This is a genomic window from Streptomyces sp. (assembly GCF_019510245.1).
GTDB lineage: Bacteria > Actinomycetota > Actinomycetes > Streptomycetales > Streptomycetaceae > Streptomyces.
Map to the genome: position 1 here is coordinate 176233 of NZ_JAEKKT010000133.1, position 26990 is coordinate 203222.

Annotated in this window: 19 protein-coding genes and 2 pseudogenes; 10 read left to right on the forward strand and 11 right to left on the reverse strand. The window is 73.3% G+C overall.

What is annotated here, in order from left to right; all coding sequences use genetic code 11:
• Window positions 1–9: 9 nt before the first annotated feature.
• The gene (locus tag JF597_RS18655; RefSeq protein ID WP_293995992.1) at window positions 10–1176 is read left to right on the forward strand and encodes an NAD(P)/FAD-dependent oxidoreductase; all 1167 of its coding nucleotides are present in this window, start codon (window positions 10–12) and stop codon (window positions 1174–1176) included.
• Here the strand turns inward: JF597_RS18655 and JF597_RS18660 are convergent.
• Window positions 1151–1831, reverse strand: a complete 681-nt coding sequence (locus tag JF597_RS18660) for a TetR/AcrR family transcriptional regulator (RefSeq protein ID WP_293995994.1) — start codon at window positions 1829–1831, stop codon at window positions 1151–1153. The two genes, JF597_RS18655 and JF597_RS18660, sit on opposite strands and share 26 nt — an antisense overlap.
• A 100-nt stretch (window positions 1832–1931) precedes the next feature.
• On the opposite strand from JF597_RS18660, the gene JF597_RS18665 reads away from it, so the two are divergent.
• Entirely contained in the window at window positions 1932–2489 is a 558-nt protein-coding gene (locus tag JF597_RS18665; RefSeq protein WP_293995996.1) for an NAD(P)H-dependent oxidoreductase, read from the forward strand.
• A 70-nt stretch (window positions 2490–2559) separates the two neighbouring features.
• Here the strand turns inward: JF597_RS18665 and JF597_RS18670 are convergent, their stop codons facing one another.
• Window positions 2560–3441: an LLM class F420-dependent oxidoreductase gene (locus JF597_RS18670; protein WP_293995998.1), complete on the reverse strand. Its 882-nt coding sequence runs from the start codon at window positions 3439–3441 to the stop codon at window positions 2560–2562.
• 300 nt (window positions 3442–3741) lie between these two features.
• Here JF597_RS18670 and JF597_RS18675 point away from each other — a divergent pair, with 300 nt between their 5' ends.
• Window positions 3742–4716 (forward strand): alpha/beta hydrolase, encoded by a 975-nt coding sequence (locus tag JF597_RS18675; RefSeq protein WP_293996000.1) that lies wholly within the window; start codon window positions 3742–3744, stop codon window positions 4714–4716.
• Between the two features lie 476 nt (window positions 4717–5192).
• Here JF597_RS18675 and JF597_RS55580 read toward each other — a convergent pair.
• The 3 genes and pseudogenes from JF597_RS55580 to JF597_RS18690 form a co-directional block, all read right to left on the reverse strand.
• A pseudogene (locus JF597_RS55580) lies at window positions 5193–6719 on the reverse strand (right-handed parallel beta-helix repeat-containing protein); the annotation flags it as partial.
• Window positions 6720–6780: 61 nt separating this feature from the next.
• Entirely contained in the window at window positions 6781–7239 is a 459-nt protein-coding gene (locus tag JF597_RS18685) for a (2Fe-2S)-binding protein (RefSeq protein ID WP_293996002.1), read from the reverse strand.
• 32 nt (window positions 7240–7271) lie between these two features.
• Window positions 7272–9326, reverse strand: coding sequence for a molybdopterin cofactor-binding domain-containing protein (locus JF597_RS18690; protein ID WP_293996153.1), 2055 nt, complete (start codon window positions 9324–9326; stop codon window positions 7272–7274).
• Window positions 9327–9520: 194 nt separating this feature from the next.
• On the opposite strand from JF597_RS18690, the pseudogene JF597_RS18695 reads away from it, so the two are divergent.
• Window positions 9521–10536: pseudogene (locus tag JF597_RS18695) on the forward strand (helix-turn-helix domain-containing protein).
• Here the strand turns inward: JF597_RS18695 and JF597_RS18700 are convergent.
• Entirely contained in the window at window positions 10530–14663 is a 4134-nt protein-coding gene (locus tag JF597_RS18700) for a bifunctional nitrate reductase/sulfite reductase flavoprotein subunit alpha (protein ID WP_293996005.1), read from the reverse strand. The pseudogene JF597_RS18695 and the gene JF597_RS18700 overlap by 7 nt on opposite strands.
• A gap of 201 nt (window positions 14664–14864) precedes the next feature.
• Here JF597_RS18700 and JF597_RS18705 point away from each other — a divergent pair, with 201 nt between their 5' ends.
• Window positions 14865–16679, forward strand: coding sequence for a SpoIIE family protein phosphatase (locus JF597_RS18705; protein WP_293996007.1), 1815 nt, complete (start codon window positions 14865–14867; stop codon window positions 16677–16679).
• Window positions 16680–16726: 47 nt separating this feature from the next.
• On the opposite strand, the gene JF597_RS18710 is transcribed toward JF597_RS18705, so the two are convergent.
• From JF597_RS18710 to JF597_RS18725, 4 genes are all read right to left on the reverse strand, one after another.
• A complete protein-coding gene (locus tag JF597_RS18710; protein WP_293996009.1) occupies window positions 16727–17752 on the reverse strand; it encodes an alcohol dehydrogenase in 1026 nt (341 codons plus the stop codon).
• Window positions 17753–18007: 255 nt separating this feature from the next.
• Window positions 18008–19093, reverse strand: a complete 1086-nt coding sequence (locus tag JF597_RS18715; RefSeq protein WP_293996011.1) for a hypothetical protein — start codon at window positions 19091–19093, stop codon at window positions 18008–18010.
• Window positions 19094–19259: 166 nt separating this feature from the next.
• Entirely contained in the window at window positions 19260–20678 is a 1419-nt protein-coding gene (locus JF597_RS18720; protein ID WP_293996013.1) for a lamin tail domain-containing protein, read from the reverse strand.
• Between the two features lie 162 nt (window positions 20679–20840).
• Window positions 20841–21599, reverse strand: coding sequence for a helix-turn-helix domain-containing protein (locus JF597_RS18725; protein WP_293996155.1), 759 nt, complete (start codon window positions 21597–21599; stop codon window positions 20841–20843).
• A gap of 236 nt (window positions 21600–21835) precedes the next feature.
• Here JF597_RS18725 and JF597_RS18730 point away from each other — a divergent pair, with 236 nt between their 5' ends.
• From JF597_RS18730 to JF597_RS18740, 3 genes are all read left to right on the forward strand, one after another.
• Entirely contained in the window at window positions 21836–22501 is a 666-nt protein-coding gene (locus JF597_RS18730) for a DUF4097 family beta strand repeat-containing protein (RefSeq protein WP_293996015.1), read from the forward strand.
• A 643-nt stretch (window positions 22502–23144) separates the two neighbouring features.
• Window positions 23145–23891, forward strand: a complete 747-nt coding sequence (locus tag JF597_RS18735) for a glycoside hydrolase family 88 protein (protein WP_293996017.1) — start codon at window positions 23145–23147, stop codon at window positions 23889–23891.
• A 248-nt stretch (window positions 23892–24139) separates the two neighbouring features.
• Window positions 24140–24589: a hypothetical protein gene (locus JF597_RS18740; RefSeq protein WP_293996157.1), complete on the forward strand. Its 450-nt coding sequence runs from the start codon at window positions 24140–24142 to the stop codon at window positions 24587–24589.
• A gap of 54 nt (window positions 24590–24643) precedes the next feature.
• On the opposite strand, the gene JF597_RS18745 is transcribed toward JF597_RS18740, so the two are convergent.
• Window positions 24644–24823, reverse strand: coding sequence for a hypothetical protein (locus JF597_RS18745; protein ID WP_293996019.1), 180 nt, complete (start codon window positions 24821–24823; stop codon window positions 24644–24646).
• Window positions 24824–25156: 333 nt separating this feature from the next.
• On the opposite strand from JF597_RS18745, the gene JF597_RS18750 reads away from it, so the two are divergent.
• Both JF597_RS18750 and JF597_RS18755 read left to right on the forward strand, forming a co-directional pair.
• Entirely contained in the window at window positions 25157–25330 is a 174-nt protein-coding gene (locus JF597_RS18750; RefSeq protein ID WP_293996021.1) for a hypothetical protein, read from the forward strand.
• A 285-nt stretch (window positions 25331–25615) separates the two neighbouring features.
• Window positions 25616–26941, forward strand: a complete 1326-nt coding sequence (locus JF597_RS18755; protein ID WP_293996023.1) for a lipase family protein — start codon at window positions 25616–25618, stop codon at window positions 26939–26941.
• Window positions 26942–26990: the final 49 nt, after the last annotated feature.

The following is a 26990-nucleotide window of genomic DNA, read 5'->3' on the forward strand; positions in this document are numbered from 1 at the left end:
GAGCTCTTCATGTCCACTCCCCACCACCCCGTCGCGATCGTCGGTGCCGGTCTCGGCGGGCTCACGCTCGCCCGGGTGCTGCGGGTGCACGGCGTCGAGGCGACCGTCTTCGACCTCGACGTCTCCGCCACGGCCCGCACCCAGGGCGGCATGCTCGACATCCACGACGACTCCGGCCAGCCGGCGCTGCGCGCGGCCGGGCTGTACGACGCGTTCCTGGCCCACGTCCACCCGGGCGGCCAGGCGACCCGGGTCCTGGACAAGGAAGCCCGGGTCCTGCTGGATGTCCCCGACGACGGCGCCGGCGGGCGGCCGGAGATCGACCGGGGCGATCTGCGCCGGCTGCTGACCGGCTCCCTGCCGCAGGGCGCGATCCGCTGGGGCGCCAAGGTCACCGGCGCCCGCCCGCTCGGTGACGGCCGCCACGAGGTGACGCTCGAGGACGGCGGCTCCTTCACGACCGATCTTCTGGTCGGCGCGGACGGTGCCTGGTCCCGGGTGCGGTCGCTGGTCTCGGACGCACGGCCCGCGTACACCGGCGTCTCGTTCGTGGAGGCGGACCTGCCGGACGCGGACGTACGGCACCCGGTGAGCGCCGAGGTGGTCGGCGGCGGCATGCTGTTCGCGCTCGGGGCGGGCCGGGGCTTCCTCGCCCACCGGGAGAGCGACGGCAGCCTGCACGTGTACACGGCGCTGGAGGCGCCCGAGGAGTGGCTGGACGGGATCGACTTCACCGACGCCGAGGCGGCCAAGCGGGCCGTGCTCGACCACTTCGGCGACTGGGACAAGAGCCTGCGGGCACTGGTCGCGGACGCCGAGGGCCCGCTGGTGCCGCGGCGGATCCACGCCCTGCCGGTCGGCCACCGCTGGGACCGGACACCCGGGGTCACACTGCTCGGTGACGCGGCGCACCTGATGTCGCCGTTCGCCGGCGAGGGTGCCAACCTGGCGCTGATCGACGGCGCCGACCTGGGCCTCGCGCTCGTCGCGCACCCCGGGGACACGGAGGCCGCCGTGGCCGCCTACGAGGAGAAGATGTTCCCGCGCGCGGAGCGGTCCGCCGCGGACTCCGCGGCCGGTGGCGCCCTGCTGTTCCGCGCCGACGCGCCGCAGGGCCTGGTCGACATGTTCACCGCCACCGGTCCGGAGGTCAGCGGGGCGGCGCCGTCCGCGTGACGCGGTCGACCAGGTCGGTCCAGCCGGCCTCCAGGCGCTCCATCGACATCCCGCACTGCCTGGTCAGATGGTGGATCTGGGCGGGGTCGAGGTAGGCGAGGAGCGTCTGGGCGAGCAGTTCGCAGTCGGCTCCCGGCTCGATCTGCCGCAGCAGCATCGTGACGTGGGTGCGCAGCGCCTGCATCGGCGGATTGGCGTAGCGCCGGGTGGGCTCGGGCTGCGCGGCCAGCTGGAGGTCCAGCTGCTCGGCCGAGCGGTAGAGCACCGCGACGCCGAACGCCCGCAGCCGCTCGACCGCCGGGGCGCCCGGGCCGAGGGGCGGCGGCCCGCCCAGGAAGTCTGCCTGGAGCTGCCGCGAGGAGTGGTCGAGCAACGCCATCAGCAGTCCGGTGCGGTCGCCGAAGCGCCGGAAGACCGTGCCCTTGCCCACCTCGGCCGCCGCGGCCACCGCCTCCATCGTCACACCGGCCACCCCGTGCTCGGCGATCAGCCGGGCGGCGGCCTCCAGCAGCCGGGCGCGGTTGCGGGCCGCGTCGGCACGCAGGCACGGCTCTTCGGGAGCGGGTCCCACCTCGAGCAACTGCGGCGCGTCGAAGGGCTCCTGGGGCTGCGGGAGGGGCGGCAGGACGCTGGACATGAAGACAGCGTAAAGCATCGGGAACAGAACTGGACCGGGGTCCGGTTAGAGTGTTAGAAATTAAGCGGACCTCGGTCCGGATTCGTAACGGCAGTGTTTCACCCCCCTGGAGTTCCCCATGTCTGTCCGCATCCTTGCGCTCGTCGGCAGCCTTCGCGCCGGTTCGCACAACCGCCAGCTCGCCGAGGCGGCCGTCAAGCTCGCCCCCGAGGGTGCCGTGGTCGAGGTCTTCGAGGGCCTGGCCGACATCCCGTTCTACAACGAGGACATCGACGTCGCGGGCAACGTCCCGGCCGCCGCCGCGAAGCTGCGCGAGGCCGCCCAGGCCGCCGACGCGTTCCTGCTCTTCTCCCCCGAGTACAACGGCACCATCCCGGCCGTCCTGAAGAACGCCATCGACTGGCTGTCCCGCCCGTACGGTGCCGGCGCCTTCGGCGGCAAGCCGGTCGCCGTCGTGGGCACCGCCTTCGGCCAGTACGGCGGCGTGTGGGCGCAGGACGAGGCCCGCAAGGCCGTGGGCATCGCCGGCGGCAAGGTGATCGAGGACATCAAGCTGTCGATCCCCGGTTCGGTGACCCGCTTCGCCGAGACCCACCCGGCCGACGACACCGAGGTCGCCGCCCAGCTGACCGAGGTCGTCGCCCGCCTGCACGGCAACGTGGGCGTGGCCGCCTGAGGCACCACCTGAAAGGGGCCGGAGCTCACCAGCTCCGGCCCCTTTCGCGGCTTTCCCGTCCCGCCCCCGGTCACTCGATCCCGGCGAGCCGCTGGACGGCCGGGGCGGCGAAGCTCTCCATCCAGCCCGAGGTCTCGCCGAGGCGCGGGGACAGGATGACGGTGTCGAGGCCGAGCTTGGCGTAGCCCTCGATGTCCCGGGTGAAGGCGTCCAGGTCGCCCGCGGTGGCCGGTTCGGCGCCGTACGCGATGGTCTTGCGGATGGTGTCGTAGTCCCGCCCGACGGTGTCGCAGTGGCCGCGCAGCACTTCCAGCTTGTGCCGCAGCTCCTCCGGGGAGGAGGGGATGAGGTTGCAGGCGTCGGCGTACTGGGCGACCAGGCGGAGGGTCTTCTTCTCGCCCTGGCCACCGATCATGATCTCGGGGTGCGGGGTGCTCACCGGCGCGGGGACGCAGAGCGTCTCGGCGAGCCGGTAGTGCCTGCCCTCGAACGGGCCGTCGTTCTCCGGGTCCCACATCTGCAGGCAGATCCTCAGCGTCTCCTCCAGCCGCTCGAAGCGCTCCGCGAGCGGCGGGTAGGGCACGCCGAGTCCGTGGTGCTCGCGGTCGTACCAGGCGGCGCCGATGCCGAGGGTGGCCCGGCCGCCCGACACCACGTCGAGGGTGGTGGCGATCTTGGCGAGGAGTCCGGGGTGCCGGTACGTCACGCCGGTCACCAGGGCGCCGAGCCGCACGGTGGAGGTGCGGCCGGCGAGGTAGCCGAGGGTGGTGTACGCCTCCAGCATGGGGTCCTCGGCGCCGCCGTTGAACTCCATCTGGAAATAGTGGTCCATCACCGAGAGCCAGCTGACGCCCGCCGCCTCGGCCGCGGCACCGGCGGCGGCGAGTTCGGCGCCGAGGGCGGGTCCGCCGCCGGGGTGGTTGAACCGGTTGATGTGCACGCCCACGCGCATGACCGTTCTCCGTTCCGCCCTGATGTTCCACACTGGTTTTCCACGCTGATGTTCACCGGCGTACCGCACCGACGTACCGCGCCGGTGTTCCGCACCGATCGTCGTCCGCCTCCTCGACGCTAGGCCCTGGAGCGCGCTCGAAGTCAAGCCTCGGCGCCGGGGCCGGCGCGTCCGGGCACGTCTGCGGACGGGCACCCGCCGGATGGCGGGGAGCTTCCGCCGTCCGGCGGCCCCCGGAAGGCGCACGGTCGCCCGGATCATGGGCATACGAGCCGCAGAACACCACAGCGAGGAGCCGCCATGACCGCCGTACCGCCCCCGTTCGACCCCGAGCTCTCCGCCGCCCTGGAGCTGATCAAGGACATGATCTCGCCGTCGTTCACGATGGCGGACATCGCCGAGATCCGGCAGGGCGCGGGGATACAGCTCCTCGCCGAGCTGGACCTCACGATGGAGGGCACCTTCGAGGTGGAGGACCGCACGGTTCCCGGCCCGGCGGACGCCCCCGAGATCTCGCTGCTGATCTGCCGCCCGGTCGCCCCGGCAGCCTCCGGGCCGCTCCCGGTGATCTACCACGTGCACGGCGGCGGCATGGTGCTCGGCAACAACCGCGTGGGCGTGGACGTCCCGCTGGCCTGGGCGAAGGAACTGGGCGCGGTCGTGGTGTCGGTGGAGTACCGGCTGGCGCCCGAGCATCCGCACCCGGCGCCGGTGGAGGACGTCTACGCGGGCCTGCTGTGGACCGCGGAGCACGCGAAGGAGATCGGTGGCGACCCGGAACGGATCGTGATCGCCGGTGCCAGCGCGGGCGGCGGCCTCACCGCGGCCCTGGCCCTGCTTCTGAGGGACCGTCAGGGACCGTCCGTGATCGGCCAGATGCTGATGTGCCCGATGCTCGACGACCGCAACGACACCCCCTCCAGCCACCAGATGACGGGCCTCGGCGTCTGGGACCGGACGTCCAACGAGACCGGCTGGACCGCCCTGCTGGGCGAGCACCGGGCCGGTCCCGACGTCTCCCCCTACGCGGCCCCGGCCCGTGCCACCGACCTCACGAACCTCCCCCCGGCCTTCCTCGACGTCGGCTCCGCCGAGACCTTCCGCGACGAGACCGTCACCTACGCCTCCCGCATCTGGCAGTGCGGCGGCATCGCCGAACTCCACGTCTGGCCCGGCGGTTTCCACGGCTTCGACGGCTTCGCCCCCCAGGCCGCCCTGTCCCAGTCGGCCAGGGCGGCCCATCTGGACTGGCTGCGGCGGGTGCTGGCGCGCTGAGTGCCCGCCGGGCCCGCGGTCAGCGCGGGCCCAGGCCCGGTTGCCTGCGGTACGGCGGCCGTGGGCCCGCGGCGGTGGTGATGGCGGTGCAGGCCGGGTGGGCGGTGCAGGGGGTGGCCGGGGTCAGGAGGGTGTTGGACGTGAAGGTAGGGGCGGCGGGCGAGCCAGGTGGGGACCTTGTCGTCCCAGTAGTTGGCGGTGTAACGGACGTTGCGGACGGGGCGGCCGCCCCAGTTCTCGCTGCAGCCGCCGATGGAGGCGACGTAGTCGTGGACGACGTTGTCCCGGACGGTGATGCGGTTGCTGGAGTCGTCGGTGTAGATGCCGACGTTCCAGACGGCGCCCGGGCTGTCGGTGACGGCGTTGCGGGCGACCAGGGCGCCGTCGGCGTAGGAGGGGCCCTGGTCGCCGCGCAGGTAGATGCCGCCGCCGTCGGCCAGCAGGCGGTTGGTGGCGAAGACCCGGTTGCCGAGGATGCGGTTGCGGCGGGTCAGGCCGCGCAGGTCCTCGCTGGGGCCGGAGAGGATGCCGGTGTAGGGGACGTGGTCGACCTGGTTGTGAGCGATGAGGGTGTCCTGGGTGGCGCTGTTCCAGAGGGCCGAGGCGGCGCGGTACTCGGTGCCGATGCGGTGGATCCAGTTGTCCGTGACGCGGTTGCCCGTGTTCGTGCCGCGGGTGGCCGGGGGCAGGACGCCCAGGGAGATGCCGCCGTCGGAGATGTCCGTGAAGTCGTTGCCGGTGACCGTGGTGTGCGAGGTGCCGGTGAGGGTGAGGCCCTGGGCGCCCAGGTGGACGAAGCGGTTGCCGGTGAGGGTGATGCGGTCGCTGTGCCGGAAGGTGACGTTGCCGGGGACCGTGAGGGCGGTGATCTCGCCGCCCCGGCCCGGGCGCATGTACATGCTCCAGGCGGCGGCGAAACCGGCCGGTCCGTTCGGTGCCGTCCAGGTGGCGTGGGCGAAGGTCACGCCGCGCAGGGTGAGGTCGTGGAGCGGGTGGGCGGCGGAGCTCCCGGTGCCGCTGAGCAGGGTCTGGAGGGTGGGGGCGACGGCCTCGGCGCGGGTCATGTCCTCGCCCGCGCGGGGGCGGTAGAGGAGGGTGTGGTGCCCTGGGCGGGAGCGGTCCAGGTACCAGGTTCCGGCCCGGGTGAGGAAGTCGGGGGCGTTCTCGACGTCGTGGGTCCGGGCGAGGGCGGCCGTGCCGTAGAGGGCCCGGGCCAGCCGCCAGCAGGGCTGGTCCATGGTGATCGTGGTCCGGGCAGGGGTGGATGCGGATGCGGAGATCGCCCGCACCCCGCAGCGGCCTTCCACGTAGTCGTAGCGGTAGACGACTTCGAGGTCGGCGGGGCGGTGCCAGGAGAGGGGGAGCCTGCTGGTCGTGGTGTAGCCGGTGGCGGTCGGGGTGAGCCTTCCGGGCAGGGGCGCGCCGAGGGACGCGCGGGCGGCCCGGTGGCCGTCGACGTAGAGCTGGCGGGTCTCCAGGCTGCCCACGTCGGCGCGCCAGACGCCGGGCCGGCCGGGGTCGGCGCGCCAGCCGGTGACCGGCCGGCCGCCGCTGAGGGTGACCGGTTCCTGGTGAGCGGTGCCGTAGCCGTACGCCTGGTAGACCACCCGGTGGCCGTGGCGGCCGGAGTCGGCGGGGGTCAGGCGGAGGGGGGCGCCGAGACGGTAGGTGCCGCCGCGCAGGTTCACCGTGACGTCCGAGGTCATGCGCGGGGCGATGGCCCGTACCGCGCGCTGGGCGCGGGCCGGGGTGGCGAAGGGGTGGTCGAGGGTGCCGGGTCCGCGGTCGTCGCCCCATGGAGCCACGTAGAGCCGGCCGGGTGTGGGGTGGTGCGGGGCCGGTGCGCCGGCCGTCGATGCCAGTACGGCCGCCACGGCCAGGGCGGCGGCCGTACTCCCCCGTGCTGTCCCCATGTCCCGTACCTCCCGCTCGTCGGATGGGGCCATCGTCGGGCGGGAGCGGCTTCGGGGGCGTCGGCCGATCGTCCAAGCCTGGTCATCCATCGGCTACGCCTCGGCGCCTTCGGTCGCCGTTCGCACGTGGGCAGGTGAAGCGGGCCGGGTCTCAGCCCCCGTTCGCCGAAGCCTTCTTGATCGCCTCCCTGATCCTGGAGTAGGTGCCGCAGCGGCAGACGTTCTCGATGGCGTCGATGTCGGCGTCCGTCGGGTGCGGGGTGCGGGTGAGGAGGGCGGCGGCCGCCATGATCTGGCCGGGCTGGCAGAAGCCGCACTGGGCCACGTCGCAGTCCAGCCAGGCCTGTTGGACGGGGTGCAGGGTGTCGCCGTCGGCGAGCCCCTCGATGGAGGTGACCGTGCGGTCCGCGCAGTCGGCCACCGGGACGACGCAGGGCTGGATCTCCTGGCCGTCGAGGTGGCTGGTGCAGGCGCGGCAGACGCCCACCCCGCAGCCGTACTTGGGGCCGGTGACGCCGAGCAGGTCGCGCAGGACCCACAGGAGGGGCATGTCGGCGGGGGCCTCGACCGTCACCGGTCTGCCGTTGAGGACGAAGGTATACGAACGCATCGGTGCCTTCTGCGAGTTGGGGACGGCAGTGGTCAGAAGTCGAGGGGGAAGCTGCGGGGCTTCCTGCCGGTGGCGCGGGCGTAGGCGTTGGCGACCGCGCCCGCGGCCGCGGGGACGCCGAGTTCGCCGGCGCCGCCCGGATCCCCGCCGGACGGGATGATGTGCGCCTCGAACTCCAGCGGGGCGTGCCGCTGGCGGGCGTAGTGGAAGTCGGCGAAGCTGCCCTCGCGGACCGCGCCCCGGTCGATGTGCAGCCCGGCCCGCAGCACGGTGGAGATGCCGTCGACGGCGGTGCCCATGAGCTGCGCCTGAAGGCCGCGCGGGTTGACGGCCGTACCGACGTCGGCCGCCATCACCACCTTCGTGACCCGGAGGTTCTCCGGGTCGGTGGCGTCGATCTCGGCCAGGCAGGCGACGGCGGACCCGTACTCCTCGTGGACGGCCACGCCCTGGGCGGTACCCGCGGGCATCCGGCGCCCCCAGTGCCCGGCGGCGGCCGCCTTGGCGAGGACGGCCTTCACCGTCCTGCTGCGCAGGGTGCAACGGCGGAAGGCGACCGGGTCCCGGCCCAGCGCGCGGGCGATGTCGTCGACGACGATCTCCTCCGCCGTGCGCATGGTCCCGGAATCCACCGAGCGCCAGGCACCGAGCGGCACCGGCAGCTCGATGCCGCCCGAATCGCCGCTCACCCGGCCGAAGTTGTACAGCCCGCTGGCACTGGGCAGCGGACGTACCGCACCGGTCTGCGCGGTCAGGCCCGGCTCGTCGGACGACTCCCCCACCGAGGCCGACATGTGCTGGAAGGCCACCACCCGTCCCCCGGCGACACTGGCCCGGATCCGGTGGTGGTCGGCGGGGCGCATCCTGCCGTGCCGGATGTCGTCGTTGCGGCTCCACATCAGCTTCACGGGCCGGCGGGCCGCCCTGGAGACGAGTGCCGCCTCGGTCGCCTGGTCGAAATTGAGCCGCCGCCCGAACGAGCCGCCGCCGCGCATCACATGGACCCGTACGGCGGTCTTGGCGAGCCCGAGCAGCTCGGCGACGGCCTCGCGGGCCTCCATCGGCGTCTGGGTGGCGAACCACAGCTCTGCCCGGTCGGAGCGGACGTCGGCGACGGCCATGAGCACCTCCATCGGGGCATGGCTGACGAACGCGAACGCGAACTCGCCCTCGATCTGCGTCGTTCCGCGCGGCGGGGTGCCGAGCCGGGGCACCGCGGCCCGCAGCCGGGCGCGGATCTCCTTGTCGGACAGGGGGGCGAGCGGTCCGTCGGCCCAGGTGATCCGCAGCGCGTCCCGGGCCTGGAAGGCGTGGTGGAAGGTGTCCGCCACGACGGCGACCCCGCCCGGTGTCTTCACGACCGCGTGGACGCCGGGCAGGGCGCGGGCCGCCGTGTCGTCGAGGGAGACCAGTCGGCCGCGCAGGGTCGGCGGCCGGGCCACCACGGTCGGCTTCGCGCCCGCGACCGCCAGGTCACCGGCGTACTTCGCGGCGCCGGTGACGATGTCCCGGGCGTCGATCCTGGTCGTCGGCTTCCCGATCACCCGGTGCCGGGAGGCCGGCTTGGGCTTGCTCGACACGTCCGGGGTACGGATCCGGGCCGCGCTCGCGGTGAGGGAGCCGAAGCTCGCCGTCCGGCCGTCAGGGGCCACGACCATGGTTTCCCGGGTGTGCAGGGTGCGCGCGGGGAGCCGCCAGCGGCGGGCGGCCGCGGTCACCAGCCGGGCACGCGCGGTGGCGGCCAGCCGCCTGGCCGGGCCGTACAGCGAGCTGACCGAACTGGAGCCGCCGGTGTACTGGTTGCCCTTGCTGCGGGCGTCGGCGAGCGGGATCCGGACGTCGGCGAGGCGGGCGTCCAGCTCATCGGCGATCATCATGGCGACGGCGGTGGTGATGCCCTGGCCGACCTCGACGCGGGGCAGCCGTACGACGACCTCGTTGGCCGCGGTGACCTCCAGGACGAGCATCTCCTCGTCGGTGCCGGTGACCAGGACACCGGGGGCCGCGGTGGCGCCGTCGGCCCGCGGGGCGTCGCAGCCGAGCGGGGCGGCGATCGTGAGGGTGGCCGCGGTCACCGTGTACACCATGAATCTCCGGCGGGACGGTCCGGCGGCCGCCCCCGGGGGCTCGTTGCGGTCCAAGCGGGGCTCCTGTCGGTCGGTTCCTGTGCCGGGGCTGGGTGCCGCCGGGTCTCGACAGCTAGGAGGGGCGGGCGCCCGCGCGGGTTGCCTGCCGTACCGGGCTCTCCTCGCCGTACCGCCGGATGACGCATCATGGCGGTATGAAGGAGCTGGCGGGGCGGCTGGCCGCGGTGGACCCGGATGCCGGGGCCGCCGTCGCGGTCATCGCCTACTTCGACCGGCTGGCCGAGACCCGGGCCGGTCTGGAGGCGCTGGTGCGCGGTGCCGCCGTGCTCGCCGGGTGCCCGGCGCGGCTGGCCGACGAGGAGCGGCGGGTCCGGCTGCGGGTGGGGCCGGACGGACGGCGGACGGACGTGGCGGGCGCCCCCGAGCCCGGGTGGCCGTGCGCGCCGCTGGTGCCGGGCGGGCCGCCGGCGCTGTGGCTGGAGCGGGCCGGGGCCGACGGTCCGAGCGTCGTCGACGCGGTGATCCTGGAGCGGGCCTCGGCGGCCGTGCGGTCCGTGCTCGACCGCACCCGGGGGCGGGCCCCCGGGCCGCCGGTGGACGACCCCGCGCTGGTCGAGACGGTCCTGGACGCCGCCGCCCCGCTACCGGCCCGGCTGCACGCGGCCCGCAGGCTGGGCCTGGACACCGCCGACCCGGCGGCGCGCTTCCGGGCGGTGGCACCGGCCGACGGACCACCCCGGATCACGGCCGACGGCCCGACACCGGTGTTGTCGGCAGGCCGCGCGGGTGTGGGGACGGCCGTGGCCGTCGCGGACCTCCCCCGGTCCTGGGCGGCGGCCCGTACGGCGCTGCGGTTCACCTCCGACGGCGGCGCACAGGAGACCGGCGGCCCGCCCGTCGTGCACGCCGACGAGCTGGGCGGGGTCGCGCTGCTCGCCGATCTGGTCGTACCCGGTGCGGAACCGGCGCCGGACGTCCGCGCGGTGCGGGCCGCCGCGGCGGACGCGCCGTGGATGCTGCCACGCTGCACGCGGTCGCGTCGACGGCGAGCCTGCGGGCGGCGGCCGCCGACATCAACGTCCATCACTCCACGCTGCAGGACCGGTTGACGCACGCCGAGCATCTGCTGGGCTGGTCGGTGCGCACCCCGCAGGGCCGGTTCCGGCTGCAACTCGCCCTCACCATGCACCATCTGTTGGACAGTCAGTAGACGTCCCGGACGTAACGCTTGTCCGCGGCCAGCTGCTTGACGTACACGGTCGCCTCGTCCTCGGTCAGTCCGCCGTGCACGGTGGCGATGTCCTTCAGGGCCCGGTCGACGTCCCTGGCCATCCGGGAGGCGTCGCCGCAGACGTAGAAGTGGGCGCCGTCCTGGAGCCAGGACCACAGCAGCGGCCCGTGTTCGCGCATCCGGTCCTGGACGTAGACCTTGGCACGCTGGTCGCGGGAGAAGGCCGTGTCGAGGCGGCTCAGGGTGCCCTCGGCGAGCAGGGCGGTGAGCTCCTCCTCGTAGTAGAAGTCGGTGGCCCGGTGCTGTTCGCCGAAGAACAGCCAGTTGGGGGCGCGGTGGCCGCGGGCGCGGCGCTCCTCCAGGAAGCCGACGAACGGCGCCACGCCGGTGCCGGGACCGACCATGACCATGGGGGTCGCCGGGTCGGCGGGCGGCCGGAAGTTCGGCGAGCGCTGGACGTGCACCGGGACCGGCGTGCCGGGGTCGGCGTCGGCGAGGAACGGCGAGCAGACGCCCTGCCGGGGCCTGCCGCGCAGGTTCTCGTAGCGGACGACGGAGACGGTGAGCGAGACCCGGTGCGGGTCGGTCAGCGGACTGGACGAGATGGAGTACAGGCGGGGCTGGAGTCTGCCGAGGACGCCCGCCCATTCCCGGGCGTCGGCACGGATCCCGAACTCGGCGACGACGTCGACCGCCTGACGTCCCCAGGACCACCTGGCCAGCTCGTCCTTGTTGTCGGGGCGCAGCAGCTTGCGCAGCTCGCGGGGGTCACGGGTGCGTTCGGCGGCGAAGCGGAGCAGGTCCGGGGTGACGCGGGTGATGTCCAGGTGGCGGGAGAAGGCCTCGGCGAGGGGGACTTCACCGACTCCGTCGACGTCCACGCCGGTCGCGGCGTCGAGGCCGGTGACGTCGAGCCATTCCGCCACCAGGTCGGAGGAGTTGAGGGGACGGACGCCGAGCGCGTCACCGGCCTCGTAGACCAGGGGGGTGTCGCTGTCGCGGATGTCGAAGGTGAAGCGGCGCACCTCCTTGCCGGCGCCGGGCAGGCTGAGCAGCCGGTTGCCGACGAGGCGGGCGGTGGTGGGGGCGGGGCGGCGGGACCTGGCGGGCGCGGCGGACGGCGCCGCGGAGCCGTCCTTGAGCGCGGTGAGGATCTGGTCCAGCCAGGCCTCCGCCTGGGTCTCGTAGTCCGGTTCGCAGTCGGTGCGCGGCGCGATCCGGACCGCGCCGAGTTCGTCCATGCGGCTGTCCAGGCGTCGCCCGTGCCCGCAGAAGTCGTCGTAGCTGGAGTCGCCGAAGGCCAGCACGGCGAACCGGCGCCCTTCGAGGCGCCCGGCGTCGAGGGCGGCGAGGCCGTCCCAGAACCCCGCGCCGTTGTCGGGGGCGTCGCCGTCGCCGAAGGTGCTGGTGATCAGGAGCAGGTCGGCGCCCGTGGGCAGGGCGGCCGGATCGGCCTGGTCCATGGCGACGAGGGAGGCCGTGTGGCCGCCCGCGGTGAGGCGCTCGGCGGTGGTGGCGGCGAAGTCCTCGGCGTTGCCGGTCTGCGACGCCCAGAGGACCACCACCTGGCGGCCCGGCGTGGGCAGGGGTGCCGGGGTCGCGGCGGACCGGGAGTACATGCCGGCGAGGGTGCCGTTGACCCACAGGGCGTGCTCGGGGCTGAACGGCGCGCCCGGCGGCAGCACGGGGACGCCGGGGGCGCCGGCCGGGATGCCGGCGAGGAAGCCGACCAGGTACTGCCGTTCGGACGCGGTGAGGACCGGCGGCGGGGCGGGGTCGAGACCGAAGACCGAGGCGGCGGCGGGCAGCACGGCGGTGGGCGCGACGGCGCCGGCACCGGGTACGACGGCGGCGGCAGCGGGTACGACGGCGGCCGGGTTCTCCTGCGCACCGGGCAGCTGCACGCTCACCGGTGTGGACACCTTGGTCAGCGACACCGCGCACACCTTCAGCTCGGGCTGGAACGACAGGGGGTCGACCGCGTCGCTGGTCACCGCGTTGACGCTGAGGTACTCGCCGAACAGGTCGTTCCAGTGGAAGGGTGCGAAGCAGCAGCCGGGCAGCACCCGGTCCGTGACGACCGCCGGCAGCACCGCCCGGCCGCGCCGCGAGGCGACCTCCACGGAGTCGCCGTCGGTGAGCCCGAGCACGGCCGCGTCCTCGGGGTGGACCTCGACGAACGGGCCCGGGTCGAGCTTGTTCAGCTTGGCGACCTTCGCGGTCTTGGTCAGGGTGTGCCACTGGTGCTGGAGACGGCCGGTGTTCAGGACGAACGGGTAGTCGTCGTCCGGCATCTCGGCGGGGTCCAGGTGCGGCCGGGCGTGGAAGACGGCGCGTCCGGAGGCGGTGGCGAAGCGGAGGGAGCCGTCGGGGCTCCGGTACCTGACGGGGTTGCGGTCGGGGCCGTCGGCGGTGGCGGCCGGCCACTGGACGGGGGCGGTGCGCAGCCGGTCGTAGGTGACGCCCCGCAGGTCGTAGCCGGTCTGCGGGTTGTGGAAGCGCTTGATCTCCTCGAAGATCTCCTCCGCGCTGTCGTAGGAGAAGCCGTCCTCGTACCCCATCGCGCGGGCCACGCCGGCGATCAGCCGCCAGTCGGCGGTGGCCTCGCCCGGCGGGTCGGCGGCGGGGCGGGCGAGGGTGAGGTTGCGCTCGCTGTTCACGAGGACGCCCTCGGTCTCGGTCCACAGGGCGGCTGGCAGGACGACGTCGGCGTAGGCGTTGGTCTCGGTGTCGGTGAAGACGTCCTGGGTGACGACGAACTCGGCGGCCTCCAGGCCCTCGATGACGGTCCTGCGGTTGGCGACGGAGGCGACCGGGTTGGTGCAGATGATCCAGCAGGCCTTGATCTCGCCGTCGGCCATCTTCCGGAACATCTCCACCGTGCCCTTGCCGACGCCGTCGGCGCGGATCGAGCCGGGCGCAAGCCCCCACCGCTCCTCCACGAACGCGCGGTCGGCGGCGGCGAGCACCGAGCGCTGGCCGGGCAGGCCCGGTCCCATGTACCCCATCTCCCGGCCGCCCATGGCGTTGGGCTGGCCGGTGAGGGAGAGCGGGCCGCTGCCCGGGCGGCAGATCTTCCCGGTCGCGAGGTGCAGGTTGACCAGGGCGTTGGTGTTCCAGGTGCCGTGCGTGGACTGGTTGAGGCCCATGGTCCAGCAGCTGGTCCACTCCCCCGCCTCGCCGATCAGCCGGGCCGCCGCGCGCAGGTCGGCCTCGGGGATCCCGGTGATGTCCGCGACGGCGGCGGGCGGGTAGTCCGCGAGGAACTCGGGCATCGCCTCCCAGCCCTCGGTGTACGCGGCGACGAAGCCGGGGTCGGTGTGCCCGTTCTCGTACAGCAGGTGGAGCAGGCCGTTCAGGAGCGCGAGGTCGGTGCCGGGCCTGACCTGGAGGAACAGGTCGGCCTTCGCGGCCGTGGCGGTGCGGCGCGGGTCGACGACGATCAGCTTGGCACCCGCCTTCACCCGGTCCATCAGGCGCAGGAAGAGGATGGGGTGGCAGTCGGCCATGTTGGCGCCGACGACGAGGAAGACGTCCGCCTTGTCGAGGTCCTGGTAGGAGCCGGGCGGACCGTCGGCGCCGAGCGAGAGCTTGTAGCCGGTGCCGGCGCTGGCCATGCAGAGCCGGGAGTTGGACTCGATGTTGTTGGTGCGCAGCCAGCCCTTGGTGAGCTTGTTGGCGAGGTACTGGGCTTCCAGGCTCAGCTGGCCGGAGACGTAGAGGGCGACCGCGTCCGGGCCGTGTTCGTCGACGATCGCGCGCAGCCGCCGCGCGGTCTCGGCGACCGCCGCGTCCACGGCCGACGGCACCGCCTCGGCGCCCCGCTCGGGCCGCAGCAGGGCGGTGGTCAGGCGGCCGGGCGCGGCGAGCATGTCGGCGGTGGTGGCGCCCTTGGTGCACAGCCGGCCGAAGTTCGCCGGGTGCTCCTTGTCGCCGGACGCCTTCAGGACGGTACGGCGGCCGTCCGGTCCCCTGCCGATGTCCAGGACCATGCCGCAGCCGACCCCGCAGTACGAGCAGACGGTCCGCACCCTGGCGGTGTCGGTGCTGCGCGAGTCCGGCGCGGCCACGGGCGCCCCCTGTTCCTGCTGGTCAGCCTCTTCCATTCGACCCCGACGGTAGGTACGGCTGATTACACCGGCGTCACCGCTCCTGATCAACGGGGGTTAAGGCCGCCGCACAGCCCCGCTCCGGGCGGTGTGAGCGAAGGAGCCCGGAACGCCGGCCGGGCCGTCCCGGGATGCGCCGTGCCGGGACCTGTTGCACGATGAGGGCGGCCGAGGGAGGGGGCAGGCGAGGAGGACCGGGTGGACAGGGACGCCTCCTCACGACGGCGGGCCGCACCGGCGCCCGCGACCCCACCGGCGCCGGCGACCGCACCGGCGGCGCCCGCACGGGACACTCCCAGGTCCCCGGGCGGGCCCGTCGCGCGGGGCACCCCGGCGTCGGCCACGGCGGAGGCACCCCGCGCCGGCATGGGCTACGTGGACATGCTGCGCGGCATCGTCGAGGACGCGGCCGTGGGCTTCGCCGTCCTCGACACCGACCTGCGCTACCTGTACGTCAATCCGCACATGGCGCGGGCGACGGGCGTGCCCGCCGCCGCCTACCCGGGCCACACCCAGCACGAGGTGCTGCCGCACATCAGGCGGCCCGACCAGGTGCTGCGGGACGTCATCCGCGACGGACGGCCGCGCGAGGCCATCGTCACCGGACGCACCTGGGTGGACTCGCCGTACCAGGTCCGGGAGTGGCGGTGCGTGTACCACCGGCTCGTCGACGGCACGGGCAGGGTGGTGGGTGTCGCCGCGGTGGGACTGGAGATCAGCGAGCCGCAGCAGTACGTCTACGAGCTGGAGCGCGCCCATCGGCGGCTGGCGCTGCTGGACTCGGCCGCGTCCCGGATCGGCACCGGCACCGATGTCGCCGGGACCTGCCGGGAGCTGGCGGAGTTCGTCGTACCGGAGCTGGCGGACGCGGCCGGGGTGGAGCTGAGTCCGCCGGACACCGCGTCGGCACGGAGGACACCGACCCGGCTCGCGGCGTACGCCACGCGTCCCGGGCTGGCCACCGGGCTGGCGGCCCTGGACGCGCGCGGTGAGCTGGTCGGCTGGCCGCGCGGCACCGGGACCCGGCGGAACCTGGCGGCCGGCCGGATCTGGCGCCGCAACGCGATCACCACGGCGCAGTGGCGGTCGCTGATCCCGCGCTGGGCGCCCGCCCGGGCGTGTCTGGCCGCCCGGGTCCACTCGGTGCTCCTCGCCCCCCTGGTCTCGGACGGCCGGGTGCTCGGCATCCTGCTGCTGGCCCGGGCCGGGGACTCCGGGCCGTTCTCGAACGAGGACGCCACGGTCGCCCGTGAGCTCGCCGCCCGCGCCGCCCGCGCCCTGGACCGCGCGGTCCGCTTCGAACGCGAGCACACCATGGCCCTGGAGCTCCAGCGGGCCCTGCTGGCCGAGCCCGGCCAGTTGCAGCAGCACGCCGGTGTGGAGACCACCGCCCGCTACCGTCCCGCCGACGACGGCTCGATGATCGGCGGCGACTGGTACGACGTCCTCGCGCTGCCCGACGGCCGCACGATGCTGGTCATCGGGGACGTGATGGGCCACGGGGTGGACGCGGCCGTGGCGATGAGCCACTACCGTTCGACGCTGCGCGCCCTGGCTCTCGCGGGGCTCTCGCCGCGCCGCATCCTCCGGCACGCGGACCGCATGGTCGCCGACTCCGGCTTCGAGCGGGTGGCCACCTGTTTCCTCGCGCTCGGCGACCCGGACGTCGCCACGCTCACCTACGCGAGCGCCGGCCACCTGCCGCCGGTCTGGCTCACCCCGGAGGGCGAGATGCAGCTGGTCCCGGTGCCGGTCGGCCCGCCGCTGGGCAGCGGGCTCGGCCGCTACGAGCAGGGCGTCGCCCCGGAACGCGGCGGGGTGCTGCTCCTGTACACGGACGGGCTGGTGGAGCGGCGCGGCGAGGACATCGACCGCGGTCTGGCACGGCTGACGGGACTGTCGCTGTGCCCCACCGATCCGCTGGACAAGATCCTCGACACGGTCCTCGCGCACCTGGCCGGCGGTTCCGAGGACGACATCGCGCTGCTCGCGGCCCGCGCGGTACACGGCTGAGCGTCCGCCCGCCGTGCCTCCGGCAGCCTGGTAGACACCGCCTGGGTTCAGTCGTAGGTGATGACCATGCGGAAGCGCGCGGCCCCGGTGAGCATCTTCTGGTAGGCCTCGCCGGCCTGCTCCAGCGGTACGGTCTCGACCGTCGGGCGGATCCCGTGCAGTGCGCTGAACTCCATGGTGTCCTGCACGTCCTGCGCGGTGCCGGACGGATGGCCGCGCACCACCCGGCCGCTCTGGAGCAGCTGGAGCGGGCTGATCCCGAGGGGCTCGGGGTCGGCCCCGATCACCACCAGTTCGCCGCGGGGTGCCAGTCCGTCCACGGCCGCCGTGATCGCCTGGGAGTTGCCCGCGGTGGCGAGCACGGCCTTGGCGCCGCCGAGCGACTGGAGGGCTTCCGCGACCGGGGTCCCGGCCGTGGAGTCGACGTAGTGGTGGGCGCCGAGCTGCTTGGCGAAGTCGGCCTTCTCGGCGCCGCGGGCGACGGCCACCGTCTCGAAGCCCATGGCCACCGCGTACTTCACCCCGAGGTGGCCGAGCCCGCCGAGGCCGACGACGGCGACCAGGTCACCGGGCTGGGCCGGGCTGCGCCGCAGGCCGTTGAAGGTGGTCACGCCCGCGCAGCCCATGGGCGCCGCGTCGGCCGAGGTCAGCCCTTCGGGGATGAGGGCCAGGGCGTCGACCGGCGCGATCACCTGCTGGCCGAAGCCGCCGTCGTAGGTCCAGCCGGGCGTCTTCAGGTTCTCGCAGACGACGAAGTCGCCCTGGCGGCAGGGTTTGCAGTGGCCGCAGCTGCCGCCGAACCAGCCGACCGCCACCCGGTCGCCGAGCTGCCAGCCCCAGTGCTCGATGCCCTCGCCGAGCTCCTCGATCCGCCCGGCGACCTCGTGGCCGGGTACCACCGGGAACGTGACACCGGGCAGTGCGGCGGTGACGAAGAAGGTGTCACTGTGGCAGACGCCGCAGGCCTCGACGGCGATCCGCACGTGGCCGGGGCCCGGTCTCGGCATCTCCCGCTCGACGATCTCGAAGGGCCCGCCCAGGGCCGTCACCTGCGCGACTCGGTAGATACTCATGCGTCTCTCCCAGAACGGGTACGACGGATACGGTCCGAAGCCCCCACACCCAGCACACCAGCTCCGGACCGATCCCGCGCGCCGAGCCCCGCCCGGCACCGTCGCCCGGTCCGGCGGTCGGGTGCGGGCCGGTGGGGGCTTGTCGCGCAGTTCCTCCCCCAGCACCCTTATGGGGCGCTGCAACCACGCGCCCCGTAAGGGGCGCGGGGAACTGCGTGAGCAACCACGACGCACCCGCGGGGAAAGGACCGGCGATCAGGAGGTGATGCCGTTGTACTGGTCCCAGGTGTAGGCGAGGTCGGGCGAGGAGGGCTTGCCGGGCCAGTCGAAGTAGTCCCAGACGAGTTCGGCGGGGTCGGTGGCGAGGTAGCCCCGGCCGGGCAGGTCGTCCGCGTCGTCCCAGGCCCAGGGCGGGTTGGCCGCGTCGGTGTCGCAGGCCCCGTTGGCCGGGCCGAGGACCCCGCCGGCGCCGCACTTGGCGCCGTAGGGGTTGGAGCTGTCGTCGCCGGCGAAGTTGTCCGGCGTCGCGAACAGCGTCGTCAGGGTGCGGTTCGCCCACATGCCGCCCGCGGCGAAGACGTCGGTCAGGGTGTACTGCACGTCGCGGTCGTTCGAGCCCGACGGCACCTCCGCGGTGGAGCCGGGGTAGTAGACGATGCCGTCGCCGCTCGCGTACTGGCTGCGCTCCTGGGACAGGTAGCCCTCGGCCCAGGCGGCGTGGGTGTTGGGCTGCTGGGTGGTGAACGGGCGGCCGTGGCCGTCGTCGTGCGGGTCGCCCTGGAGCTTCAGCGTGCCGTCGACACTCTCCTGGCCGCTGGTGAAGTCGCTGCCGGAGGGCACCCAGGAGTAGAAGTTGCTGTGCGCGACGGTGACGGCCGCCTTGAGCCTGCCGTGCGCGGAGCCGTCGTTGGCCACGACGACCAGGACGCCCTCGGCGTCGTTCTCGTGCTCGGTGAGGTCCTCCTGGTAGTTGTCGAGGACGCCGTCCGACCAGTCGCGCGGGTGGAAGTACGTGTACAGCAGGTAGGAGAAGGACGGGGTCTGGACGACCGAGTAGTAGACGTGGGCGGCGAGCGGGAACTGGCCGGTGTTCTCCCAGTTGTCGCGGCCGTTCAGGTCGCCGTCGTAGTCGTACGACGTGAGGTAGTCGGACTTGCCGCCGAGCGCGGTCTCGCCGGTGGAGTCGACGTCCTGGAAGTTGACCGGCGCCCACCACTGGGCGAGGGCGGCGCGGTCGGTGGCGGCGTCCGCACCGGCGGGGGCCGGCTGGACGAGACCGGCACCGCAGACGGCGGCGAGTGCGGCCGTCACGGCGAGGGATCTGCGTCGGGTCAGAGGCACACGGAAACGGTGGGGGCGGCTGGTTGCCACGGTTCCTCCGGGGACGGCGAAAGGAACCGGCACGTCGGTGAAGTCGACGTGCCGATAAGGGAGTTGACGCATGTTCCGGTGATGCGCGTGGTGCCGCGCGTACGATACAGCGCGGCACGGGCGGCCCGGCAGGGCCTCAGCAGGTGATGGTGCCCCTGCGCAGTGCGTGACCGCCGTCGTTGCTGTCGTCGGACCACCACACGGGCTTGGTACCGCCGCTGCACGCGTCGGAGCCGGAGACGGCGAAGCCCTCGTTGTTGTAGTTGTCCATGCCGGTCGGGCGGTTGTGGACGGCGGTGGTGGCGAAGACGCCGGAGGAGTTGATCTGCAGGGTGCGGTGCCGGCCGGAGCAGGTGTCGTCGCAGACCGCCCAGAGGCGGGAGGCCTGCGGCTCCCACTGGAGCTCCATGACGCCGGCCATGCCGCTGCTGAGGGACGCCACGCGGGTGAAGGCGCCGCCGTCCCGGAGGACGTAGCCGTAGATCATGCCGGTGCCCTCGACGCCGACGAAGAACACCCCGCCGGTGTGCGGGCCGTAGTCCGCCGGGTTGTAGGCGGCTCCGGTCGAGGCGTCCTTGAACCCGGCGGCGGTCAGGGCGGTGTCGGGGACCCAGGTGATGCCCTCCAGACCGAGGTTGGAGCCGACCGACGGCAGGTCGGAGGTCAGGTTCCACTCGGTGGCGGCGGTGAGGGTGGTGGCGGTGCCGGTCACGTCGTACTTGAGGACGGAGAGCCTGCTGGTGCCGGACGAGTCCGCGTTGCGCTCACTCGCCACGTAGACACCGCCGCCGGAGCCGGAGCCGGTGAGCGTGACGCCCTCGTCGTCGGGCGTGCCCGAACCGCTCGGGAACCTGAGCGCCTTGCCGGAGGTCCAGCCGTTGCCGGTGTCGGCCGTCCAGGCGGTGGAGCCGTTGGGCACCAGCCGCCACAGCTTGCCGCTGTTCTGCGCCGCCCACAGCACGTTCCCCTCCTGGTAGAGGCCGCTCATGTCGGAGCCGAAGGCGTTCTTGGTGTCGGCGGTGGCGACCGAGCTCCCGCCCGGCCACGCGGTCGCCGAAATGCCGCCGGAGCCGCAGTCGTTGGCGGCGCCGAGGGTCAGCGCGGCCGAGCCGAAGGCGCCGGTGCCGTCGGGGCAGCGCGACCACGACGGGGCGGAGTGCTGGGTCCAGCCGTAGCTGTCGACCAGGGTGGTGCCGTCCGCGAGGTAGAGGCGCGCCTCGTCGTCGGAGCCCAGCCCGAAGGCGTTGTGCACGTCGAAGGCGACGTAGCCGCCGGGGGCGAGGGTGGTCCCGGAGGCTATCGCGTACCTGGAGCTGTTGCTGTCGTCCCGGAGGATCCAGCCGGAGAGGTCCACCGTGGCCGTGCCCTTGTTGTAGAGCTCCACGGAGTCGTTGACGTCCCCGGTGGTGACCACCTCGTTGATCCGGATGTCGTCGGCCGCCGCCGCGTGGGCGGGGGACGCCGTCAGGGCGCCGGCGGCGAGCGCCGGTCCGGCGACGGCGACGAGCAGAACACGGAAGCTGCGGCGCCACCGGCGAGCACGTGATTCGGTCACGAAATCCGTCCTGGGGTTTCGTTGTGACAGGCCGCCAGGACCTTTCCGACACCGCCCGAACGGCCGTCCTCGCACAGGTGAGGGCGTTATGAACGGTGAGCGAACCGCCAAGATCGATCCGGGCGGCCGCGGAATCACCGTGCGCGCCGCCCGGCCGACCGTCTATGTGCGATCCGGGCCCGGCCGGCCGGTGTCGTCGGGGGCGGTCGCCGCGGGCTTGCTGTGGAGGACCTCGCGGGCCTGTTCGGCGGCGCGGACGATGCTCTCGCCGACGAAGTCGAGGAAGCGGGCGATGTTCTCCAGGCGGTGGGCGGCGGGGGTGCGCGGGCCGAGGACGGCGACGCCCTGCCGTGCGGTCTCGGCGACCTGTGCGGTACCGCGCGCGCTGGCCATCATCGACTGGTACCAGACGTCGTCGTCGACGAAGTAGCGCTCACGGCGGCGCTCGTCACGCTCACGGCGGACGAGCCCCTGCTCCTCGAGGAACGCGACCGCCTTGGAGACGGACGCCGGGCTGACCTGGAGGTGCTGGACGAGTTCGGCCGCGGTGAGGCCGGCCGCGTCGGTGATGCAGAGACAGGCCAGCACCCGGGCCATCATCTTGGGCGTACCGGACTGCATGAAGACGGTGGCGAGCGTCTCCTCGTACTCGGCGACGGCCTCGGCGTCCCGTCCGTGCGGCTGGGGGACCGCCCCCGGCCCCCGGGAGGAGGCGGGCCGGCGCCGGTGCGCGCGGCGTTCGGTGGCTCGGTGGGCCAGGTCCGCGCGGTAGGCGGTGGGGCCGCCGTTGCGCATCACCTCACGCGTGACCGTCGAGGTCGGCCGGTCGATACGGCGGGCGATCTCGGCGTAGGGGAGGCTGTCGGCCAGCCCCAGCGCGATCTGCTGGCGTTCCTGCTGGCTGAGCCTGCCTCCCGGCATCGTGATCTCCTCGTTGGCCCTGGGGGCGGTTCCCGACTTCCCGAGCATAGCGTTCACTCTCGCCTCATTGCAACGGAAGGCAATCCGTCGTTGCGTTACCTTTGGAGCCGTTGCAACGATTAAACCATGCTGAGCTGCAGTTATACGAGCTTCACGCAACAAAGTCGTTGTCGTAACACGGAAAGCAACGTAGCGTTTCCAATGTCGGAAACAACGAACGACAACGGGAGACCACGATGCAGAAGTTCGACACCCCCGCCCCGATCTCCGCCGTCCTGGACATCCCCGCCGGACGCGTCCAGCTCATCGCCGCGGACCGCGCCGACACCACCGTCGAGGTGCTGCCCGCCGACCCCGCCAAGAGCCGCGACGTCAAGGCGGCGGAGCAGACCACCGTCTCCTGCGCCGACGGCGTCCTGCGGATCACGGCCGGCGCCCCCGGCAACCAGCTCTTCGGCCCGTCCGGCTCGGTGGAGGTCACCGTCCGGCTGCCCGCCGGCTCCGGCGTCGAGGCCAAGGCGGCGAGCGCCGAGCTGCGTGGTGTCGGACGCCTCGGCGACATCGTCTTCGACGGCGCGTACCGCGACATCAAGATCGACGAGGCCGCGAGCCTCCGCCTCACCGCGACCGACGGCGATGTCGAGGTCGGCCGGCTGGGCGGCCCGGCGGAGATCAGCACCGCCCGGGGCGACATCCGAATCGGGGAAGCCCTGCGCGGCACGGTCGTACTCCGCACCCAGGACGGCGACATCTCGGTCACCGCCACCACCGGCGTCTCGGCCGCCCTGGACGCCGGCACAGGGTACGGCCGCGTCAGCAACGCCCTCAAGAACGACGGCACCACCGAACTCGACATCCGCGCCACCACGTCCCGCGGCGACATCACCGCCCGCAGCCTGTAGGGAGGCCGATCGACCGTCCGTCACCGAGGGCCCGGCGTTCCGCGCGCCGGGCCCCTTGTCCACATATCTGAACCTTGCGCACATGTATGTACGCACCCGCCGCCGCATGCGAGACTACTTCAACTCCCACACTCATCAGCTCAGTTGGAGAGGAAGGCACCCATGCACATGTCCCGCAGGGCCGTGCTGGCCACCGCAGGCGGCGCCGCGGCGGCGTGCACCGCCGCTCCCGGGTCCGCGCAGGCGCTCACCGGCCGGGCGCCCGCGGCGACGGAGGCGGTGCTGCGTGACGCGGCCGACTACGCGGTCGCGAAGGTGCGTGCCGTCGCACCCGGGGTGAGCGCCTTCCCGGTCGGGACGAAGTTCGAGAAGTGGGTCTACTCCCAGAACGGCGACTGGGTCGGCGGATTCTGGCCCGGCATCCTCTGGATGAGCTGGCTCCACAGCGGCGACGACAGCCTGCGCGCCCTCGCCCTCGCATCGGCCGCGAAACTCGCCCCCCGCCAGTACGACACCGGCACACACGACCTGGGCTTCCTGTTCACGCCGTCCTGGGTCACCGCCTGGCGGCTGACCGGCGACCCGTCCTGGCGTGACGGCGCCGTACAGGCGGCGCGCTCACTGCTCCAGCGCTACAACCCCCGTGGCCGCTACCTGCGGGCCTGGGGGCGCCCTCAACACCCCCGACAACGCGGGACGCATGATCATCGACACGATGATGAACCTCGACCTGCTCGTCTTCGCCGCCCGGCAGACCGGCGACGGCGCGTTCATGGACGCGGCCGTGGGACACGCGCAGACCACCCGGCGCCTCTTCCCCCGACCGGACGGATCCACCCCGCACGCCTACGACCTCGACCCCGCCACCGGCACCCCCGTCGGCCCGAACACCGTCCAGGGTTACAGCCCCACCTCCTGCTGGGCCCGAGGACAGGCCTGGGGCATCTACGGCTTCACCACGATGTACCGCCGCACCGGCGACCGCCGGTTCCTCGCCACCGCCCGGACGCTCGCCGACTACGCCGTCAAGGCCCTCGGCCCCGACCACGTGCCCGTCTGGGACTATCGCGCACCGCAGCAGCCGTACGACGTCAAGGACGCCTCCGCCGGGGCCGTCATGGCCTGCGGGCTGCTCGACCTGGCCGGCGCCACGGGGAGCCGGCCCTACCGCACCACCGCGCTGCGCATCCTCGGCGCCCTGTGCGAGACCTGCCTCACCACCCACTCCACCCGCGCCGAGGCCGTCGTCGCCCGCTGCACCCGCAACCGCCCCGCCGAGGACGGCATCGAGATCTCCCTGCCCTACGCCGACTACTACCTCCTCGAAGCGATCCTGCGCGTCCTGCGGCCCCACGACCTGGACCGGGCGATCGATCTGTCGACGGTCTGACGCGGCACTTCCCAGCCGGCCGGGGCCACCGGCCCCGGCATGGGCCGGTTCCGGCCCCGGCACGGGCCGGAGCCGTGGGGCGGCGTCTCTGCCGCCACACGGGCCCACCGTGACATACGGGGTGAACAGCCGCTGATGTCCATCCGTACCCCCTGTCGTACGCCTGGCCGCCGGCCGGGGGCAGGACCACCCGGAAACGGAGAGGCAACGTGCCACAGCAGTCACGAGCCCAGCACACCGGCCGCCTGATGCGCGGCGCGACCCTGGCCGCGACCCTGGCGATCGTCCCCCTGACCGCGGCCTGCGGCGGCGGGGACGGCGACGCCGACCCGAGGCGCAAGCAGGCGAGGGTCTCCGTGTCGGATGCCCCCGCGAACGGTGTGGTGGCTCCGGCCAAGGTCGAGGTGATCGCCGGCCTGACCGGCTGCAAGCCCAAGATCCGCATCGACGCCACGGAACTGCGCCAGGGCCTGTGCCACACCAAGGAGGTCGACTACCTCATCACCACCTTCCCCACCGACGAACTCAAGGAGACCTGGCTGGACTCCGCCTCCGGGTACGGCGGCGAGTACCTGGTCGGCACCCGGTGGATCGTCAGCGCCCAGCCGCAGATGCTGGACGGGTTCCGCGACAAGCTCGGCGGCACGATCCGGCAACTGCGCGGCTTCGGCCCGGCAGCGGAACCGAGCGCGTCGTAGCGCGGCGGCGCGGCAAGCGCCTGCACCCGCCGCCCGCAGATGCGCCCGGCACGCCTAGGGCGCGCCCGTCGTCCCGGGCGTGCCGGTCGGCGGTGCGGTGAAGGGGGACGGCTGCGGCGGGGACGCCTCCCCCGAGTCCGCCTGGACGACGAGGACGACCGCGATGACCGCCGTCGTCAGGGCGGCCATGGCGGCCAGCCACCAGATCCCGATCGCTTTCGCGTGAGCGGCCATGGCACCCTCCTTCGACGCGGAGCGTACGCCGTTGCCCGGAGACGGAAGAACTCTCTTTTCACAGCACGCGACAGCCGGCGCCCCACACCACCGGCCGCACCGCCACATTGTGGCCGTCTCCCACGGCTGTCGCGCCGAATTGAGAAATCTGCAAGGTAATTGACCGGGTATCACCGGAAAGGTCGTCAGCCGCCGATGTCCGCGGCGGCGTCGCCCCCCACGTGGTACCGGCTCCGCGGACGGCGCAGGGCCGTTCCGCGTGGGCGTCCGGCGGCGGGCTTGTGGAGGTGATGTGCGGGCATACGGGATTCACCCCTTCGAGAGGAGCTGTTCATGCCCGGCATCGTTGCGGCAGTGTTGTTCTTCATCGCCTTTCTGATCAACGCGGCGGACATCAGCACCAATGACACGTTCACCTCCACGAACGTGATGCTGCTGGGACTGACCGCCCTGGCTCTGCATGTAGCGGGAATCGGCACCGGCTGGTCGTACCGCAGGCGGCGCTGAGCGCGCCGTTCCCCGTGCGTGGGCTCGTCGACATGATGTCGCCGAGCCCACGCGCACGTCGCCTCGGCCACAGGGCTCACGGTCCGTGACCATCGCAGCCCCCTGTCAGACAGGCCGTCACATTACCGAACCGTAACCTGCAGGACGCTGTCACGAGTAACTTACTCGTGCGTAAGGTCTGGCGCACCGCCACCGGGCGGGACGAGCGCGCCGACGGGACGGTCGCGCTCCCGTGCCGCGTTCACCTGTGCACCTCGCTGTCAGCCGCTCCTCAGGAGGTTCGCCATGCCCGCAGGCAGACGGCTCCTGGCCGCAGCAGTCACCGCTGCCGCCTGCCTAGGCGCCCAGGCCCTCTCGGACACCCCCGCCACGGCGGCGGACGAGGTGGTCTCCCGGGGTGTCGCCATCCCCGCGTTCTACAACCCGCCAGCCCAACTGCCCGCGGCCGACGGCGCACTCATCCGCACCGAGCCCCTCCGCCTCGCCCTCAGCCTGCCCGGCCTCGACGGCCCGCTTCCCGGCAGCGCGACCCGCCTGATGTACAAGTCCACGGACTCGGGCGGCCAGTCGGTGGCCGTCACCGGCGCCTACATCGAACCGTCCGCCGCCTGGCAGGGCGACGGACCACGCCCCCTGGTCGTGGTGGCGCCCGGAACCATGGGACAGGGCGACCAGTGCGCCGCCTCCCTTGGACTCGAACACCCGCTGACGGCCAACGGCCGGACGGTGTCCGTCGGTTACGAGGACCTGGCGATCTACCGCCTGCTCGCGAAGGGCATCGCGGTGGTCGTCACCGACTACGTCGGTCTCGGCGCGACCGACCGGCTGCACACCTATGTCAACCGTGTCGACGAGGGGCACGCGGTGCTGGACGCCGCCCGCGCGGCCCGAGCGGTCGACGGGGCCTCCGTCACCGACGGCTCCCCCGTGGGGCTGTTCGGCTACAGCCAGGGCGGCGGGGCGACCGCGGCCGCGGCCGAACTCCAGGCGTCCTACGCCCCCGACGTCACGCTCGCCGGCACCTACGCGGGCGCGCCGCCCGCCGACCTGACCTCAGTGACCAAGGCCATCGACGGCAGCGAGCTGGCCGGCGCGCTGGGCTGGTCGCTCAACGGCTTCCTCCAGTCCGACCCCTCGCTGAAGCCGATCGCCGAGGCACACCTCAACGCCGCCGGCAAGGCGGCCCTCGCCGACCTGTCGACCATGTGCGTCGGCGACGCGATCTTCGGCTACGCCTACGCGAAGAGCACCAAGTGGACGACCGACGGGCAGTCCATCAGCGACATCATCGCCGGCACGCCCGCACTCCAGTCGTTCCTGAACAGCCAGCGCATCGGCACGCTCACCCCGTCCGGCCCCGTGCGCGTCGCGACCGGGGTCAGCGACAACCTCGTTCCGCACTCCCAGGCCCGGCAACTCGCCGTCGACTGGTGCCGCAGGGGAGGCGACGTCACCTACAAGGCCGTCGTACTGCCCGACGTCGGCAGCGCCCTGCTCAACCACTTCGCGCCGCTCCTCACCGACCAGACCGACGCCGTCCACTGGCTGGCCGATCGGCTCGCCGGCCGGGCGGCCACCTCCAACTGCTCCAGCATGCCCGTCCAGCCCTGATCCGCCGGACAGCGGGCGGCGCGCCGTGCGCGCCGCCCGCTCACCGCCC